The organism is Pseudomonas sp. LBUM1661 (assembly GCF_059695925.1).
Window position 1 is genome coordinate 5,544,578 of sequence record NZ_CP166794.1, and the last position, 16,140, is coordinate 5,560,717.

Annotated in this window: 16 protein-coding genes; 8 read left to right on the forward strand and 8 right to left on the reverse strand. The window is 60.0% G+C overall.

The features are described from left to right. Positions 1–2: 2 nt before the first annotated feature. The 3 genes from ACA057_RS25435 to colR all read right to left on the reverse strand — a co-directional run bounded on the left by ACA057_RS25435 (position 3) and on the right by colR (position 2,789). Positions 3–671: a class I SAM-dependent methyltransferase gene (locus ACA057_RS25435; protein WP_497343331.1), complete on the reverse strand. Its 669-nt coding sequence runs from the start codon at positions 669–671 to the stop codon at positions 3–5. Positions 672–832: 161 nt separating this feature from the next. Next, on the reverse strand, positions 833–2,116 hold the full coding sequence (locus tag ACA057_RS25440) for a sensor histidine kinase (RefSeq protein ID WP_497343333.1): 1,284 nt from the start codon (positions 2,114–2,116) through the stop codon (positions 833–835). Then, positions 2,106–2,789 (reverse strand): two-component system response regulator ColR, encoded by a 684-nt coding sequence (gene colR / locus ACA057_RS25445; protein ID WP_008032118.1) that lies wholly within the window; start codon positions 2,787–2,789, stop codon positions 2,106–2,108. Before colR ends, ACA057_RS25440 begins: the two co-directional genes overlap by 11 nt. Before the next feature lie 218 nt (positions 2,790–3,007). Here colR and ACA057_RS25450 point away from each other — a divergent pair, with 218 nt between their 5' ends. Next, a complete protein-coding gene (locus tag ACA057_RS25450) occupies positions 3,008–3,751 on the forward strand; it encodes a phosphatase PAP2 family protein (protein ID WP_497343336.1) in 744 nt (247 codons plus the stop codon). Positions 3,752–4,022: 271 nt separating this feature from the next. Here the strand turns inward: ACA057_RS25450 and groL are convergent, their stop codons facing one another. From groL to ACA057_RS25470, 4 genes are all read right to left on the reverse strand, one after another. Continuing rightward, complete coding sequence (gene groL, locus ACA057_RS25455; RefSeq protein WP_008155543.1) at positions 4,023–5,666, reverse strand: chaperonin GroEL; 1,644 nt, start codon at positions 5,664–5,666, stop codon at positions 4,023–4,025. 49 nt (positions 5,667–5,715) lie between these two features. After that, positions 5,716–6,009, reverse strand: a complete 294-nt coding sequence (locus tag ACA057_RS25460) for a co-chaperone GroES (RefSeq protein ID WP_007948593.1) — start codon at positions 6,007–6,009, stop codon at positions 5,716–5,718. 246 nt (positions 6,010–6,255) lie between these two features. After that, a complete protein-coding gene (locus tag ACA057_RS25465) occupies positions 6,256–6,732 on the reverse strand; it encodes an FxsA family protein (RefSeq protein WP_497343338.1) in 477 nt (158 codons plus the stop codon). Positions 6,733–6,798: 66 nt separating this feature from the next. Next, a complete protein-coding gene (locus ACA057_RS25470) occupies positions 6,799–7,530 on the reverse strand; it encodes a HugZ family pyridoxamine 5'-phosphate oxidase (protein WP_497343340.1) in 732 nt (243 codons plus the stop codon). A gap of 164 nt (positions 7,531–7,694) precedes the next feature. Between ACA057_RS25470 and ACA057_RS25475 the strand changes: the two genes are divergently transcribed. Beyond that, positions 7,695–8,453 (forward strand): SDR family oxidoreductase, encoded by a 759-nt coding sequence (locus ACA057_RS25475; protein WP_497343342.1) that lies wholly within the window; start codon positions 7,695–7,697, stop codon positions 8,451–8,453. Between the two features lie 67 nt (positions 8,454–8,520). Here ACA057_RS25475 and apbC read toward each other — a convergent pair whose 3' ends face one another. Further along, on the reverse strand, positions 8,521–9,615 hold the full coding sequence (gene apbC, locus ACA057_RS25480; protein ID WP_497343344.1) for an iron-sulfur cluster carrier protein ApbC: 1,095 nt from the start codon (positions 9,613–9,615) through the stop codon (positions 8,521–8,523). 358 nt (positions 9,616–9,973) lie between these two features. Between apbC and metG the strand changes: the two genes are divergently transcribed. From metG to ACA057_RS25510, 6 genes are all read left to right on the forward strand, one after another. Continuing rightward, on the forward strand, positions 9,974–12,025 hold the full coding sequence (metG, locus tag ACA057_RS25485; RefSeq protein WP_497343346.1) for a methionine--tRNA ligase: 2,052 nt from the start codon (positions 9,974–9,976) through the stop codon (positions 12,023–12,025). A gap of 142 nt (positions 12,026–12,167) precedes the next feature. Beyond that, the gene (locus ACA057_RS25490; protein ID WP_497343348.1) at positions 12,168–12,737 is read left to right on the forward strand and encodes an electron transport complex protein RnfA; all 570 of its coding nucleotides are present in this window, start codon (positions 12,168–12,170) and stop codon (positions 12,735–12,737) included. Further along, positions 12,734–13,948 (forward strand): electron transport complex subunit RsxB, encoded by a 1,215-nt coding sequence (rsxB, locus tag ACA057_RS25495; protein ID WP_497343350.1) that lies wholly within the window; start codon positions 12,734–12,736, stop codon positions 13,946–13,948. The genes ACA057_RS25490 and rsxB overlap by 4 nt, the downstream gene beginning before the upstream one ends. Next, positions 13,935–14,927, forward strand: coding sequence for an RnfABCDGE type electron transport complex subunit D (locus ACA057_RS25500; RefSeq protein ID WP_497343352.1), 993 nt, complete (start codon positions 13,935–13,937; stop codon positions 14,925–14,927). Before rsxB ends, ACA057_RS25500 begins: the two co-directional genes overlap by 14 nt. Then, positions 14,924–15,532: an RnfABCDGE type electron transport complex subunit G gene (locus tag ACA057_RS25505; RefSeq protein WP_497343354.1), complete on the forward strand. Its 609-nt coding sequence runs from the start codon at positions 14,924–14,926 to the stop codon at positions 15,530–15,532. The genes ACA057_RS25500 and ACA057_RS25505 overlap by 4 nt, the downstream gene beginning before the upstream one ends. Then, a complete protein-coding gene (locus tag ACA057_RS25510; RefSeq protein WP_497343356.1) occupies positions 15,529–16,116 on the forward strand; it encodes an Rnf-Nqr domain containing protein in 588 nt (195 codons plus the stop codon). The genes ACA057_RS25505 and ACA057_RS25510 overlap by 4 nt, the downstream gene beginning before the upstream one ends. Positions 16,117–16,140: the final 24 nt, after the last annotated feature.

Below are 16,140 nucleotides of genomic sequence, written 5' to 3' on the forward strand. Positions count from 1 at the left end.
TGTTACCTCTTGCGTAATACGTAAACTCGCCACATGGCATAGAGCGGTAAAAAATCCAGTTGTTCCTGGATACGGAAACCCGCCTGCTCGAACTCCTTTTCGACCGTAGCAGCCGGTAACACAAATCGGTTTTGGTATCCTTCCTGCCCACGGGTTTTCTCGGCGCGCTTGCGTTTCCACGCTTTGAAATTGCCATCCACCCACAAGGAAAGGATCACGCTGTCACGCGTGACACGCTCGAATTCACGCAAAATGGCCAGTCGATGCTCGGCTTCACCGATGTGATGGAGCAAACGCATGCAGAAAATGCTGTCGACGGCGTTATCAGGCAAGGCAATGTCGAATGCAGAAGTGTGCAAGGGTTGTACCCGTTTCACCACGTCGGCGGGTTGCGCCTGCATGGCAATCTTCAGCATGGACTCGGAGTTGTCGGCCCCGATGATTGCACGATTGGTTTTTTCTGCCAGCAATGGCCAGAAACGCCCCGCGCCACACGGTAAATCGAGGACCAGCCCCGGCTCGCCAACGATGGCCAGCGCCTTACGCGCCAGCTGTTCATCACGCCAGTGAGACAGGCGGCGGCCGAGGCCATCCTTGTGCTTTTTCAGGTATCGTTGTGCGTGTTGATCGTCGTACTTTTCGGAAAAATCCAGTTTGATCGGGCCGTCCATCATCAAGGTCTCCTGAGCTTCTGATGGAACCCACGATAGGTAGCGCCGTGTCAGCGTCAGGTGATGCGTTTGTGAAAAATTTGTCATGTAAAACCCGGAATTATTTCGAGGTTTTACAGGAGGACAAGAGTGGCTTTGGGCCAGCGTCCTACAGGGTCCGATCAGTTCACATCGAGCGGATGCAATTCCACCTGAAAACGACAGCCATTGGGCACCACGTTCGTCAGGCTGACGTTCCAGCCCTGGTTTTCGCAGATCCGTTGCACCAGCGACAATCCCAGCCCCAGACCTTCGCCGCGTTTCTCGGTGCCACGCACAAAGGGTTCGAACATGGCCTCGCGTTTTTCCTCGGGGATGCCCACACCACTGTCCTCGACCCGAAACCCCGTGGCCGTCAGGGTCAAGCGAATGAACCCGCGCTCGGTGTAATGCAGTGCGTTACGCAGCAGGTTGCCCATGACCGCGTGCAAAAGGGTGGCGTTGTAGCACGTATCGGCCGGATTGCCTGGTTCGAAGATCAGCTTGAGCCCCTTGGCCTCGATCGGCTCACGCCAAATATTGAGCAGCCCGTCGGCTACCTGGCTCAAGGACTGCTGAGGTGACATGCCGGCGTCTTCACGCTGTGCGCGCGCCAGCATCAGGAAGGTCTGCACCAGTTCCCGCATCTCCTCACAGGCGCGGGCAATGCGTTGGACCTGAGCACGGCCACGCTGATCGATGCCGGGATTTTCCAGCAGCAGTTCACACGAACTGGCCAACACCATCAACGGCGTGCGCAATTCGTGGCTGACGTCACTGGTAAACAACCGCTCCCGGGTCAAGGCCTGACGCAAACGTCCGAGGGTCGCGTCGAAGGCCACCGCCAGTTCGCCCACTTCATCGGCGGCGTAATCCGGCGCCAGGGGCGGCGCCAGCCCCAGCAATTGATCGCGGTGACGGACCTGACGCGCCAGTCGCACCACCGGTGCCATTACTTTGCGCGCGAGCACCCAGCCGAGAAACACCGCCAATGCCAGGCTCAGCACGAAGCCCACCAGCACGACGGCAAACAGCACTCGCTCGCGCTCTTCGAAATCGCTTTGATCCTGCAACAGCACATAACGTCGGCCATCGACGACTTCGACCATCGCGTGGTACGACAGTTGTTCGCGAAACACTTCATGAAACCCCGGTTCCAGGTGCCGCAAATCCTTGGGCAGCTCGAAGTCGCCGGGCCCACCGCTGAAATAGAACAGTTGGTCCGGCTCGGGACGGTGGCTCCAGTCCGTGACACTGTCCATCAGCAACAGACGCTGAAGATCGCCGCCCAGACCTGCCGAAATCAGCTTTTCTTCCACCAGGTGCACGGTCGCCACAATGCCCATGGCGAAGGCGCCTGCCACCAGTGCGCTCATCAGCGCAAAGGCGATGATGATCCGTTGAGCAAGGCTCTGTCTAAACTCCATCACGGCCCTCGGCCAAGCGATAACCCACACCGTGCACGGTTTGCAGCAACGGTTTGGCGAACGGCTTGTCGATCACCTGGCGCAATTGGTGGACGTGACTGCGCAAGCTGTCGCTGTCCGGGCAGTCATCGCCCCACAGGGCTTCTTCGAGAATTTCCCGGCGCAGTACATGCGGACTTTTCTGCATCAGCACGGCCAGCAACTTCAGGCCCACCGGGTTGAGTTTCAACAGACGGCCTTCGCGGGTCACTTCCAGGGTGTCGAGGTCGTAGCTCAAGTCGCCGACCTGCAATGTGCGGCGACCGCCACCCTGGGCGCGACGCATGACCGCCTCGATGCGCGCAGCCAGTTCAGACAGGGCAAACGGCTTGATCAGGTAATCATCGGCGCCGGACTTGAAGCCCTGCAGCCGGTCGTCCAGCTGGTCGCGAGCGGTGAGCATGATCACCGGCGTGTCGCGGCGGGCGTCTTCGCGCAGGCGTTTGCACAAGGTGTAACCGTCAATGCCGGGCAGCATGATGTCGAGCACGATCAAGTCGTAATGCTCGGTCGCTGCCAGGTGCAGTCCTGACAGACCGTCCTGTGCGCAATCCACGGTATAGCCTTTGAGCCCCAGGTAATCCGCCAGATTGGCCAGGATATCGCGGTTGTCTTCAACCAAAAGAATTCGCATGGGTTTCTCCTCCGTACACAGTAACGGCCGTCTTGGCCCGCGCAGCTTAAGGCCAAGTGTGGCTCAGGGCTAGGACTGTGTGCAGTTGTCCATCCAGCCGTCCACCCCCTTGCGACCTTAACGATTTTTTCACTCTCGATTCACACGCTGACCACAGGATTTGCTTCAAACTTCGCGCGGCTGCGCTTTCAGAACATTTATCCGACCAAGGAATTGCCATGGTGTCGACCACTGTCCGCCCCGCCTCCCAACCGCTGAATTTCTGGGTGTGCCTGGGTGTTCCCGCCGTTGCGGCAATCATTCTGGTGCTGCTCGAGCTAACCTCGCTCGACATGGATTTGGCCAAGCTGTTTTATGACCCGGTCGCGGGGGATTTCATCGGGCGGCACAGCTACTTCCTGGAAAACATCCTGCATGACCGCGCCAAGCAAGTCGTCATCGTTTTTTCGGTGATGGCCATCATTGGCTTCATCGCGTCTTTTTTCATGGACAGGCTCAAACCGATCAAACGGGAACTGGGCTGCCTGGTGCTGTCCCTGGCACTCGCGACTTCCTTTGTCACGCCGGTCAAAGCGGTGACAGCGGTGCAATGCCCGTGGAGCCTTGAACAATTCGGCGGTCATGAAACCTACAGCGAACTGCTCAGCCCGCGCCCGCACACCGATAAACCCGGCCGTTGCTGGCCCGGCGGCCATGCGGCGACTGGCTTCACGCTGTTTGCGCTGTTTTTTGTGCTGCGTGACCGGCGTCCGCGTCTGGCACGCTCGGCGTTTGCCTTTGCGTTTGCTTTGGGCTCAGTGTTTTCCGTGGGCCGGATGATGCAGGGGGCGCACTTCTTTTCGCATAACGTGTGGACCGCGATTTTCTGCTGGCTGATTTGCCTGGGGTCGTACTACTACATCCTGTATCGCCCGGCTTCCAAGGCTGAGCCAGAGTCCGAAGCACAACCGGTCAACGCCTGAAACACGGTTCAACTGCGCGGGGCTGTCAGGGTTACCGGGTTATCGTTAGCGTTCACCTACAGGGGGACGGCAGAATTCGATGGCGTCTGAGCTGATGTCTTCGCGGGCAAGCCTCGCTCCTACAGGTGTGTTGCGTACGCCTCGGTCCTGTAGGAGCGAGGCTTGCCCGCGAAGGCCACGACTCGGTCTCCCGACCTGTCAAATTGGAGGCGATAAAAAGCCCCGCCGGCTTTCGCAGGCGGGGCTTTTTTAGTACGGGGGTAAGGCTGGCTTACATCATGCCGCCCATGCCGCCCATACCGCCCATGTCTGGCATGCCGCCGCCAGCTGGGCCGTCTTCCTTGATCTCGGCGATCATGGCTTCGGTGGTGATCATCAGGCTGGCAATCGACGAAGCCGCTTGCAGAGCCGAACGAGTCACTTTAGCCGGGTCCAGGATACCCATTTCGATCATGTCGCCGTATTCGCCGGTAGCAGCGTTGTAACCGTAGTTACCCGAACCCTGCTTGACCTTGTCGACGACTACGCTTGGCTCGTCGCCGGAGTTGGCAACGATCTGGCGCAGTGGCGCTTCAACAGCGCGACGCAGCAACTGGATGCCAACGTTCTGGTCATCGTTGTCGCCTTTCAGCTCGGAGATAGCCTGCAGAGCGCGAACCAGTGCCACGCCGCCGCCAGGTACCACGCCTTCTTCAACGGCTGCACGGGTAGCGTGCAGGGCGTCTTCAACGCGGGCTTTCTTCTCTTTCATTTCAACTTCGGAACCGGCGCCAACCTTGATCACTGCAACGCCGCCGGACAGTTTGGCCAGGCGCTCTTGCAGTTTTTCACGGTCGTAGTCGGACGAAGTGTCGGCCACTTGTTGACGGATCTGCAGAACGCGAGCCTGGATGTCAGCCTCAACGCCGGCACCGTCGATCACGGTGGTGTTTTCTTTGGACAGGATCACGCGCTTGGCATTACCCAGGTGTTCCAGGGTAGTGCTTTCCAGGCTCAGACCGATCTCTTCGGAGATAACGGTACCGCCAGTCAGAACAGCGATGTCCTGCAGCATGGCCTTGCGACGGTCGCCGAAGCCTGGAGCCTTGACGGCTGCGACTTTAACGATGCCACGCATGTTGTTCACAACCAGAGTCGCCAGGGCTTCGCCTTCAACGTCTTCGGCCACGATCAGCAGTGGACGGCCGGCTTTGGCAACGGCTTCCAGTACTGGCAGCATTTCGCGGATGTTCGAGATCTTTTTGTCGACCAGCAGGATCAGCGGACCGTCGAGCTCGGCGGTCATGGTCTCTGGCTTGTTGACGAAGTACGGGGACAGGTAGCCACGGTCGAACTGCATGCCTTCAACAACCGACAGTTCGTTTTCCAGGCCCGAGCCTTCTTCAACGGTGATCACGCCTTCTTTACCGACTTTTTCCATGGCTTCGGCAATGATGTCGCCGATGGAGCTGTCGGAGTTGGCCGAGATGGTGCCGACCTGAGCGATGGCCTTGGTGTCAGCGCAAGGCTTGGACAGGGCTTTCAGCTCTTTGACGATAGCGATGGTCGCTTTGTCGATACCGCGCTTCAGGTCCATCGGGTTCATGCCGGCAGCGACGGCTTTGAGGCCTTCGTTGACGATCGATTGAGCCAGAACGGTAGCGGTGGTGGTGCCGTCGCCTGCGTCATCGTTGGCACGGGAGGCAACGTCTTTGACCAGCTGCGCGCCCATGTTTTCGAAGCGATCTTTCAGCTCGATTTCTTTGGCGACGGAAACGCCGTCCTTGGTGATGGTCGGAGCGCCGAAGCTCTTCTCGATGATCACGTTACGGCCTTTAGGGCCCAGGGTCGCTTTTACTGCGTCAGCCAGGACGTTGACACCGGCGAGCATTTTCTTGCGGGCGGAATCGCCGAATTTAACTTCTTTAGCAGCCATGATCGATATTCCTTAAATACTTTGTAGTAGCGGGAAAATGAGCGGGGAATCAGCCTTCGACAACAGCGAGGATTTCGCTCTCGCCGATGACCAGCAGGTCTTCGCCGTCAACTTTCACAGTGTTGCTGCCGGAGTAAGGGCCGAACACAACCTTGTCACCCACTTTCACGGACAGCGCACGCACTTCACCGTTGTCCAGGACTTTGCCCGGGCCTACAGCGAGGACTTCGCCCTGGTTTGGCTTTTCAGCAGCCGAACCTGGCAGGACGATACCGCCAGCGGTTTTCTTTTCTTCTTCGCTGCGACGGACGACGACGCGGTCATGCAGAGGACGAAGCTTCATTGTCGATCTCTCCTAATTGTGGTTTTCATCGGCCGGTGTATTCCCGGCGGGTTTAACAAATCCGGCGGTGCCGGGTGCGGCTCGACAAGCAAGCCGCGGAAGTCTGTCTGGCGTGATCGCCAGAAACCTTGCGGTGACCGTTACATAAGGGCGCATAAGCTTATTACAAGGGCGGGGATCGAAATTTTTTACGTTGCTGCCCCGAAAACGAACACGACACCCGAAGGTGCCGTGCAGTGAAGCGGATTACTTGCTATCGCGGTGTTCGAACTCGCCCTCGATCACGTCGGGCTCACGGCCCAGCGGCTGACGTGGCGCGGGACCGCCACGGGGTTGAAGGTCATCGGCGAATGCCCGCTGACGAATAGCCGCTTCTTCGGCACGCTGGCGCATTTTATTGGCCAGCAGGCGACGAGAGATCGGCAGCAGCATGATCAGGCCCAGCACGTCAGTGACGAAGCCCGGCAGAATCAACAGACCACCCGCCAGGGCCAGCATCAGGCCCTCAAGCATGGTCTGGGCCGGCAACTCGCCGCGGTTCAGGCTTTCACGGGCACGCAGCGCAGTGGCCAGGCCGGCGACACGCAGCACGAACACGCCGAGCATCGAGCCGAGAATGACCAGCAACAGCGCCGGGAAAAACCCGATCGCGCCACTTACCTTGACGAATACGAACAGCTCCAACACCGGAAACAGTACAAAGAGCAATAAAAAAGGGCGCATCAAATGGTTCCTCAACGCAAGAATGCCTTGCCAGTCTTCCCTAGATGACGTCGCCGTTTCGTGAATTCAAGCGTCGGCCACTTCATTTTTCGGCCATTGCTCGGCGTGAGCCAGGAAAACCAAGGCTTCCCGGACTTGTGTCGGCGTATTACAAGGCGCTTGAAACGGCAGCCAGTAAAGGCCCTGACCGATGCGCAGGTGCATGCCTTCGGTATCGATGCCGGCCAGTTGCGCCGGCTCGGTTTTCGGCAGCCCGGCCAGGTCGACGTAGTGGGCAATGGCCTTGGCGTGATCGGCGTTCATGTGTTCGACCATGCTCACTTCAGCCTTGCCGGCGAACGGGTTAGCCAGGGTCAGGTGATCGACCCAGTGAATCGCGCCGAAACCGCCGATGTAACGATGGCGCACCGGATTGAGCACCCAAAAATCGAAATCGTGGGCCTTGTGGTAACTCTGCGAGTCCGGGAAGTAGCGGTAATAACGCTCGGCCGCCGCTTCGATGGCCGCCTCATCCTCGAGTTTTTCCGCTTCGGCAAGGTAAGTCAGGCGACCCACGGCTTGTACGTCTTCGGCCTCGCGCTCGCCGACGAACAGTGAACATTTCGGGTCTTTCTGCAGGTTGTGCGTGTGCTGGGCGATGCGGCTGATCAGGATCAGCGGCCGGCCCTGCCCATCCAGGCAGTACGGCACCACGGAGCCAAACGGGAAACCGGGCATCGCCTTGGAGTGCGTCGAAAGCACTCCACGGTATTCCTTGAGAAGCAATTCTCGGGCATTCTTGGCCGCTTCAACGCTCAATTTATGACTCCTTATATAGAATCCGTCGAAAAAACGGACAGGCGCCTGGGGATAAGTTCCAGTACGCCATCGGGGCAGTTCTCATGTGCAGCCAAGCCACATCAGGTGCAGATCGAGAGGCCCTCTAGAAGGAAACCACTCTGACCTGCTATTGGGGCATGCGAATGCAACTCACTGACAAAGTAATCATTATCACTGGCGGTTGCCAGGGTTTAGGCCGATCCATGGCCGAGTATTTCGCGGGCAAGGGCGCGAAGCTGGCGCTGGTCGACTTGAACCAGGAAAAGCTCGACGACACCGTCGCCGCTTGCAAAGCCAAGGGTGTCGAGGCCCGTGCTTATCTATGCAACGTCGCCAATGAAGAACAAGTGACGCACATGGTTGCTCAGGTAGCCGAAGACTTTGGTGCGATCCACGGCCTGATCAACAACGCCGGGATCCTGCGCGACGGGCTGTTGATCAAGGTCAAGGACGGCGAGATGACCAAGATGAGCCTGGCCCAGTGGCAGGCGGTCATCGACGTCAACCTGACGGGCGTGTTCCTGTGCACCCGCGAAGTCGCGGCGAAAATGGTCGAGCTGAACACCAGCGGCGCGATCATTAATATCTCGTCGATTTCCCGCGCCGGCAACGTCGGCCAGACCAACTACTCCGCCGCCAAGGCCGGTGTCGCCGCCGCGACCGTGACCTGGGCCAAAGAACTGGCACGCTACGGTATTCGTGTAGCCGGCATTGCCCCGGGCTTCATTGAAACCGAGATGACCCTGGGCATGAAGCCTGAGGCACTGGAGAAAATGACGTCCGGGATCCCGCTCAAGCGCATGGGCAAGCCGGAAGAGATCGCCCATTCGGCGGCCTACATTTTCGAGAACGACTACTACACCGGCCGGATCCTGGAAATGGATGGCGGGTTGCGGATCTAAGCCCAGACATAAAGATCAATGTGGGAGCCAGCAGGCTGGCTCCCACAGTTGATTGTGTTTCAGGTCATCAATCGTCGCTGATGGTGATGTTCGGCATCGCCGGCGATACCGCTTCCTGCAACACGATCCGCGCGCCAACATGGCGGGCCAGTTCTTGATAGACCAGCGCAATCGGGCTGTCCGGCTCCGCGATCACCGTTGGCTTGCCGCCATCGGCCTGTTCGCGGATGGCCATCGCCAGTGGCAATGAAGCCAGCAGTTCGACGCCGTACTGGTTGGCCAGTTTCACCCCGCCACCCTCGCCAAACAGATGCTCGGCATGACCGCAGTTGGAGCAGATGTGCACGGCCATGTTTTCCACCACGCCCAGCACCGGAATGTTGACCTTGCGGAACATCTCCACGCCTTTGCGTGCGTCCAGCAACGCCAGATCCTGCGGCGTGGTCACGATCACCGCACCGGCCACCGGGACTTTCTGCGCCAAAGTCAGCTGGATGTCACCGGTGCCTGGCGGCATGTCAATGACCAGGTAATCCAGGTCGCCCCAAGCGGTTTGCGTCACTAGCTGTAACAAGGCACCGGAGACCATCGGCCCGCGCCAGACCATCGGCGTGTTGTCGTCGGTCAGGAACGCCATCGACATCACTTCGACGCCATGGGATTCGATCGGCACGAACCATTTCTGATCCTTGACCTTTGGTCGGGTGCCTTCAGGAATACCGAACATGATGCCCTGGCTCGGACCGTAGATGTCCGCGTCGAGAATCCCCACTTTGGCGCCTTCGCGGGCCAGGGCCAGCGCGAGGTTGGCGGCGGTGGTGGATTTGCCCACACCGCCCTTGCCGGAGGCCACAGCCACCACGTTCTTCACGTTAGCGAGACCCGGAATCTGTGCCTGGGCCTTGTGCGCGGCAATCACGCTGGTGATGTCGACGCGGGCGCTGGTCACGCCGTCCAGGCCCTGAATGGCCATTTCCAGCATCTGCGCCCAGCCGCTCTTGAACAGCCCGGCGGCATAACCGAGTTCGAGCTGGACGCTGACGCGATCACCCTGGATGTCGATGCTGCGCACGCATCCGGCGCTGACCGGATCCTGGTTCAGATAAGGGTCGGTGTATTGGCGAAGGACGGCTTCCACCGCTGCGCGATTGACGGCGCTCATGGGCAACTCCGATAGCAAGACTGGAAAATCAGGCGGGTATCGTACCTGTTCTAAAGCCTGGACGGCATGCTTTCAAACGGTGACAAATCCCCCACGACAGAACGCAACCCGTAGCAGCTGGCGAAGCCTGCGTTCGGCTGCGCAGCAGTCGCCAACCCGGGCAACTCGGGCTACCTGAAGCACCGCAGCGCCTGGTTTTACGACTGCTGCGCAGCCGAACGCAGGCTTCGCCAGCTGCTACGAGGTCAGCGGTGGCGGTCGCGGAGGGGAAAAATAAGGGGTACCGGTCGCGGGGGTGAAAAATATGCGCTGGCGCTTTATAGTGGCCGACCTCCGTTTCATCAAGTAGCCGAGCCCCATGTCCGAGCCACGCAAGATCCTCGTCACCAGCGCCCTGCCCTACGCCAATGGTTCGATCCATCTTGGCCACATGCTGGAATACATCCAGACCGATATGTGGGTGCGCTTCCAGAAGCACCGCGGCAATCAATGCATTTATGTCTGCGCCGACGACGCCCACGGTTCGGCCATCATGCTGCGCGCGGAAAAGGAAGGCATCACCCCGGAACAACTGATCGCCAACGTCCAGGCTGAACACAGCGCCGACTTTGCCGAGTTCCTGGTGGACTTCGACAACTTCCACTCCACTCACGCCGAAGAAAACCGTGAGCTGTCGAGCCAGATCTACCTGAAGCTGCGCGACGCCGGGCACATCGCCCAGCGCTCGATCACGCAGTACTTCGACCCGGAAAAGAAAATGTTCCTGGCCGACCGCTTCATCAAGGGCACTTGCCCGAAATGCGGCACCGAAGACCAGTACGGCGACAACTGCGAAAAATGCGGTGCGACCTACGCACCGACCGACCTGAAGGATCCGAAGTCGGCAATCTCCGGCGCCACCCCGGTGCTCAAGGATTCCCAGCACTTCTTCTTCAAACTGCCGGACTTCCAGGAAATGCTGCAAGCCTGGACCCGCAGCGGCACCCTGCAAGACGCCGTCGCCAACAAGATCGCCGAATGGCTGGATGCCGGCCTGCAACAGTGGGACATCTCCCGTGATGCGCCGTACTTCGGTTTCGAGATTCCCGACGAGCCGGGCAAATATTTCTACGTCTGGCTGGATGCGCCGATCGGCTACATGGCCAGTTTCAAGAACCTCTGCGATCGCACGCCGGAGCTGGATTTCGACGCGTTCTGGAACAAAGATTCCACGGCCGAGCTGTACCACTTCATCGGCAAGGACATCGTCAACTTCCACGCGCTGTTCTGGCCAGCCATGCTCGAAGGCGCCGGTTTCCGTAAACCGACCGGCATCAACGTGCACGGCTACCTGACCGTCAACGGTCAGAAAATGTCCAAGTCCCGTGGCACCTTCATCAAGGCCCGGACCTACCTGGATCACCTGTCGCCGGAATACCTGCGTTATTACTACGCGGCCAAATTGAGCCGTGGCGTCGACGACCTGGACCTGAACCTCGAAGACTTCGTGCAGAAGGTCAATTCCGACCTGGTCGGTAAAGTCGTCAACATCGCCAGCCGTTGCGCCGGTTTCATTCATAAAGGCAACGCCGGCGTGCTGGTGGCCGGCAACGCCGCGCCGGAATTGACCGAAGCGTTCCTCGCTGCTGCGCCAAGCATCGCCGAGGCCTACGAGGCTCGCGACTTCGCTCGCGCCATGCGCGAGATCATGGGCCTGGCCGATCGTGCCAACGCCTGGATCGCCGACAAGGCGCCGTGGTCGCTGAACAAACAGGAAGGCAAGCAGGAAGAAGTCCAGGCCATCTGCGCCCTGGGTATCAACCTGTTCCGCCAACTGGTGATCTTCCTCAAGCCAGTGCTGCCGTTGCTGGCCGCCGACGCCGAGGCATTCCTCAACGTAGCGCCACTGACCTGGAACGATCACGCCACGCTACTGAGCAATCATCAGCTGAACGAGTTCAAACCGTTGATGACCCGTATCGACCCGGTGAAAGTGCAAGCCATGACCGACGCTTCGAAAGAAGACCTGACCGCCAGCCAGACCGACACCGGCGAAGCCGCCGCTCAAGGCAACGGCGAACTGGCCAAGGATCCGCTGTCGCCGGAAATCGAGTTCGATACCTTTGCGGCCATCGATTTGCGCGTCGCGCTGATCGTCAAGGCTGAACACGTGGAAGGTGCCGACAAGCTGTTGCGCCTGACCCTGGACATCGGTGACGAGCAACGCAACGTGTTCTCCGGGATCAAGAGCGCTTACCCGGATCCGTCCAAGCTCGATGGTCGCCTGACCATGATGATCGCCAACCTCAAGCCACGGAAAATGAAGTTCGGTATCTCCGAAGGCATGGTGATGGCGGCCGGTCCTGGCGGTGAAGAAATCTACCTGCTCAGCCCTGACAGTGGCGCCAAGCCAGGTCAGCGCATCAAGTAAGTTTTTGCGATAGAACGATCCCACAGTCGTGCCTCGCGCGACTGTGGGATTTTCATGTCTGGCCCACCCTCCTCCCTTGCCGGATAATGCCTAAGCTTTTTTGGACTGCTCCATTAAAAAGCCTCCTCTTGCCGGCACGATCATGACCGAACTGCTTCTTACGCTTATCGGCACTGCCCTGATCAACAACCTCGTGTTGCACTGGCCGCTGGGCGTCGATCCGCTGCTGGGTGCCGAGCGCGACAAGGTCCACGCATTGGGTATTGCGACGACGTGCCTGATGCTGATCGTCGGCGTGCTGGGCTACTCGGCCTACCATTGGCTGCTGGTTCCGCTGGAGCTGACTTCGCTACGCCTTTTCGTGTTTCTACCCTTGAGCGTGCTGCTGATCGGCCCATTGCTGACGCTGCTTTCACGGGCGTTGCCGAAGCTGTCGTTCGATAGCCTCTGGCCGCTGCTGCTGGGCAACGCGGGCGTGCTTGGGTTGGCGCTGATCAACACCCAGGATGACAAAGGATTTTTTCATGCCACAGCCCTGAGCCTTGGTGCCGGGTTGGGTTTCTGGTTGGTGCTGATTCTGTTCAGCGACCTTCGCCAGCGCACTATCGATAACGATGTTCCCCTGCCCTTTCGCGGCCTGCCGATCGACCTGATCGGCGCCGGACTGATCGCAGTGGTTTTTCTCGGATTCAGCGGACTGATCAAAACATGAGTCTGATTCAACGCATCGACGCCCTCCTGCCGCAGACTCAATGCGGCAAGTGCGGCCACCCCGGATGCAAGCCCTACGCCGAAGGCATCGCCAGCGGCGAGCCGATCAACAAGTGCCCGCCCGGCGGCCGTGAAACCATCGCGGCGTTGGCTGAACTGCTGAAAGTGCCGGTACTGGAACTGGATGTCACTCGCGGTTCGGCCCCAGCGCAAATTGCCTACATCCGTGAAGCCGAATGCATCGGTTGCACCAAGTGCATTCAGGCGTGCCCGGTAGACGCGATCGTTGGCGCTGCGAAATTGATGCACACGGTGATCATCGATGAATGCACCGGTTGCGACCTCTGCGTGGCGCCCTGCCCGGTGGATTGCATCGAAATGCGCCCGTTGCCACTGGCCACGGTGCTGCCGATTGTCGGCGGCCTGGCGTTCAGTCTTGAGGAGCAGCGGGCTCGCGCCGCCAAGCGCAACCATGCACGCCGCCGTTTCGAACAGCGCAACGCCCGTCTGCAGCGTGAAGAAGAGCAGAAAGTTGCCGAACGCCAGGCTCGGGCACATCGCGCCGCGCCGCAGCCCAGTGAAGCAACGCTCGACCCGGTGCAGGCCGCCCTTGAGCGTGTTCGCGCACAGAAAGCGGCAAATGCCGATGCGGCGTTGAAAAAAGCCAAGATCGATCTGGCCATGAGCCGGGCGCAACTGAACAAGTCGCTCAAGGCATTCGGGCATCCACCGACCTTTGAGCAGCAGTCGCAACTGATCGTCCTGCAACAGCAGTTCGAAGCCGCCGAGCAAGCGTTGGCGCAATTGGAAAACAGCGCACCTCCAGCACCGGCACCCACCGCTCCGGCGAAGGATGCCGAACTGAAACGGGCGAAGATCCAGTTGGCCATGCGCCGCGCCGAACTCAAAAAGGCTCAAACCAGCGAGGCGCCCGCCGAACAGGTCGAAACGCTGGAGCGCGCCCTGCGCGACGCCGAACACACCCTGCATGCGGCTGAAGCGGCCAGCGAGCAACCGTTGCCGGAGCTGGCGCGCATCGAAAAGCGCCCCATCGAAAGCCAGCTTCGACAGCTGAAAACCGAATTGGCTTATGCCCGCGCCGACGTCAGCAAACTTGAGCGGCGCGCCGATACTCCCGCCGAATTAATCGACAAGGCTCGCGCCCGTCTGCAGGAAGCCGAGCGTCAGGTGGATGCCTATGTCGCCCCTTGAATCGGTGGATGAGCGCCTTCAGCAGGCCATGAAACTGGTGTTGCTGGCCACGGTGCCGGGAATGCTGGTGTTATTCTGGTTGTATGGCTGGGGTGTATTGATCAACCTGATGCTGGCGGGCGTGGCCGCGCTGGCCGTTGAAGCGGCCGTGTTGCGGCTGCGCAATCGGCCGCTCAAGCCGACCTTGAGCGACGGCAGTGCGCTCGTCAGTGCGACGCTGCTGGCATTGGCGTTGCCGCCGTATTGCCCGTGGTGGCTGACGGTGTGTGCGGCGGCTTTCGCGATGATATTCGGCAAACACCTGTATGGCGGCGTCGGCAAGAACCCGTTCAACCCGGCGATGCTCGGTTTCGCCCTGGTACTGGTGACCTTTCCCCAGCAGATGACCCACTGGCCGTCGTCCCATGGCATGGACCTGCTCGGCGGTGTGCAGCAGGTGTTCGGTTTCAGTCTCAGCCAGACGCCGGATGCCTGGGTTCAGGCAACGGCGCTGGATAGCCTGCGGATCAACAAAAGCCTGACGATGGACGAGCTGTTCGCTGGCAACCCGGCGTTCGGCCACTTCGGCGGCCGTGGCGTGGAATGGGTCAACCTGGCCTTTCTGGCGGGTGGCGCGTTTCTACTGCAACAGCGAGTGTTCAGCTGGCATGCGCCGGTCGGCATGCTCGCCAGTCTGTTCATCATCAGCCTGTTGTGCTGGAACGGTTCGGGCTCCGACTCCCATGGCTCGCCCCTGTTTCATCTGCTCACGGGCGCGAGCATGCTCGGGGCGTTCTTCATCATCACGGAGCCGGTGTCCGGCGCCAAAAGCCCGGGTGCCCGACTGCTGTTCGGCGCTGGCGTGGGCCTGCTGACTTATCTGATTCGAACCTGGGGGGGTTATCCGGACGGCGTGGCGTTTGCGGTATTGCTGATGAACCTCTGCGTGCCGGCGCTGGAGCGGTTGATCGTGTCCAGGCAGGAGCGGGTTGCGCCATGAGCCGAGCGTCGAGCGTTGTAATCCTGGTGATACTGGCGGGCGTCGGGCTCGGCGCGACTTACCTTGTGCAGCACGCCAGCGCGCCACGGATTGCCGCCGAACAACGGCTGATCGACAGCCGCAATCTGCTCGACCTGCTGCCCACTGACAGCTACGACAATCAGCCGCTGGAGCAACCGCTCACGCTGGCAAACACGCCCCTGGCCAACAGCACGCTGCTGAGTGGCTACCGCGCGACCAAGGCCGGCCAACCCAGCGCCGTGTTGCTGCGCAGCCAGACGCTGGGCTACGCCGGCGCCATCGAGTTGCTGATCGCCATCGACGCCAACGGTAGATTGCTGGGCGTCAAAACGCTCAAGCAATCAGAAACCCCAGGGCTCGGCGCGCGGATCGCCGATTGGCCCAATACCTGGCTTCAGGTTTTCACCGGCAAATCGCGAACCGAACCTGCCGATAATGGCTGGGCCTTGAAAAAAGATCAGGGACAGTTCGATCAGATCGCGGGCGCAACCATCACATCACGGGCGGCCATTAATGCCATTCATGATGCGTTGCGCTACTTCGATGAACACCGGCAACAACTGATCGGGAGTAGCACGCCATGACTCAATCGTCGACGCTGCAGAACTCGCTGATGCTGACCTTGCTGATCGGTGCCACCGACACGCTGGTGACCGCGCTGGGTTTGTGGCTGATGTTCATCGTGGTGATCAGTGCCTTTGGTGTGAGCATGGGTGTCGTGCGATCCCGCCTCATGCCGAGCACTCACGTGCTTGCCGGCGTGCTGCTGGCGGCCACGCTGACCAGCTGCGTCGAACTCGCTGTGCAAGTCTGGTCGCTGCCATGGCATCAACATTTGGGGTTCTACGCTGGATTGATCGCCTTGCAATGCGTCGTGCTGGAACACAGCGGTTTTTTCCAGGACGCGTGGCGTGATCGCCTGCGCCTGTGTGGCCTGTTTGGCGCGTTGATGCTGGGCCTGGGCCTGCTGCGCGAGCTCATCGGTGCTGGGACACTCGGCAGCCATCTGTCGTGGCTAGTCGGTGCTACGCAAGCGGAATGGCCGGGCTGGGTTCTCACCGCCGACGGTGGCTTGCGCCTGGCCTCCCTGGCCCCTGGCGGATTCATTCTGCTGGGACTGCTGATCGCCGCGTGGCAGGCCTGGCGCCAACCAACGCCCTCACACTGACTGCTTTCGAGGAAACGCACTGCC